The organism is Streptomyces phytophilus, assembly GCF_013870535.1.
Classification (GTDB): domain Bacteria; phylum Actinomycetota; class Actinomycetes; order Streptomycetales; family Streptomycetaceae; genus Streptomyces; species Streptomyces phytophilus.
Window position 1 is genome coordinate 1 of sequence record NZ_JACBXC010001448.1, and the last position, 1,420, is coordinate 1,420.

Consider the following 1,420-nt stretch of genomic DNA (forward strand, 5'->3'; position numbering starts at 1 on the left):
GCCCACGGGGGTGCGGTCGGCGACGAACACGCCGCGGCCGAACTGCCCCTGGGCGTAGCCGGCGGCCTTCAGCACCCGCACGGCCCGGTCCACGGTCTGGTCGCTCGCCGCGTACGCGCGCTTGAGCTGGGAGCGCGACGGGATCTGCGCCCCCACGGACAGGTCGCCGCCGTCGATCCGCTCGCGCAGATCGTCGGCGATGCGCTGGTACACCGGCCTGGCGTCGCCCATTCCGGAGGCTCCTCTCCCGCAACTCGCCCGACAGGCTAGGTACTCAGGGAGCGAATGCGTACCTAGGTCCGCATCATCGCCCGGGGGGCCCGCCGGGCGCGCGCCCGGGTCGCGCGGGCGCGGCGGGGCGGGGTCACGACTTGCCGTGCTTCGCCGCCGGCTGGGCCAGCGGCGTCTGCGCCTGCTTGGTCACGTCCCCGACGAGTTCCACCACATCGGGTCCGTACGACTGCGAGTTGACCACTTTCAGCAGCAGTACGAAGGAGTTGGTGCCGTACTTCCGGTTCAGCCGGCTCTCGTTCTTCACCAGGTAGCGCATCGCCGCCTGGTTGGTGATGGAGCGCTGGCCGCAGGAGAGGAACACCGGCCTGGCCTCCTGGCCGGCGGCCAGCCGCGCGAGGAGCACGTGCTCGCTGACCCCGTTCTCCACCCGGTAGCGCTCCGTGCCCACGGCGAACGCGCCGCGGTCGGGGCCCGGCTCCGGGTCGGTGTTGATCCGTACGCCCGGCAGCAGCGACTGCATGTGCGCGGCCATGCGGCGGTTGGATATCGGGGTGCCGACGCAGAACTCCGTGCGGTCGCCGAACGCCTGCTGCGCGGTGTCCTGCGCGACGACCTGCGCGTGCGCCCCGCAGGACTTGATCACGGCGGACAGCTCCAGCAGGGCGAGCGCGTCGTGCTTGGCCACGCTCCAGTCCCCGCCGCCGGCGTCCCGGTTCACCACCACCAGGGCCTCCGAGTTGCGCGGCAGCCCGAAGAAGCGTTCCCGGCGCCGGTGGCGGCGCCCGCCGAGGGAGCCGCGCGCGTACCACCCGAGCGCGGCGCCGGCCAGGAGGCCGGCGGCGGCCGAGACGAGGACGAGGATCGGTTCGCTCATGACGGGGCATGCTAGCGGTCGTCCGTATCGTTGTTCGAGGCCGCCGTCCATCGGATTCCGTTTACCGCGACCGCAAAGCCCCCGTAGCGCGGACGTAATAAAGCGGGTGTCGAATGCCCGCCGTGGCGGAACAATCGCTGCCGTCGGAAATAGCGGAATTTGCACGATTCTTACGGCAGATCACGGGATGGCTGGACGAACAGTCCGGCTGGTACGGCGTCTTTTGCCGCGGCGATCCCGACGGGCTGCGGGCCTGCCTGGACGGCTCCGCTTTGCCCCCGTGGGATTTCGTCGAGTCGCTGCTGCACGACC

Annotated in this window: 2 protein-coding genes and 1 pseudogene; 1 reads left to right on the forward strand and 2 read right to left on the reverse strand. The window is 71.3% G+C overall.

Going from position 1 to position 1,420, the window contains the following annotated elements; genetic code table 11:
* Together H5J30_RS33210 and H5J30_RS33215 are read right to left on the reverse strand one after the other, a co-directional pair.
* On the reverse strand, positions 1-231 hold a 231-nt coding region (locus tag H5J30_RS33210; protein ID WP_181791436.1), incomplete at its 3' end, for a GntR family transcriptional regulator.
* Positions 232-364: 133 nt separating this feature from the next.
* Positions 365-1,108 (reverse strand): hypothetical protein, encoded by a 744-nt coding sequence (locus H5J30_RS33215; RefSeq protein ID WP_181791438.1) that lies wholly within the window; start codon positions 1,106-1,108, stop codon positions 365-367.
* A 113-nt stretch (positions 1,109-1,221) separates the two neighbouring features.
* Between H5J30_RS33215 and H5J30_RS36135 the strand changes: the two are divergent.
* A pseudogene (locus tag H5J30_RS36135) lies at positions 1,222-1,420 on the forward strand (hypothetical protein); the annotation flags it as partial.

Excerpts from the sequence above, each read along its gene's own strand:
- H5J30_RS33215 (WP_181791438.1), bottom strand. The coding sequence starts at position 1,108 with ATGAGCGAACCGATCCTCGTCCTCGTCTCGGCCGCCGCCGGCCTCCTG.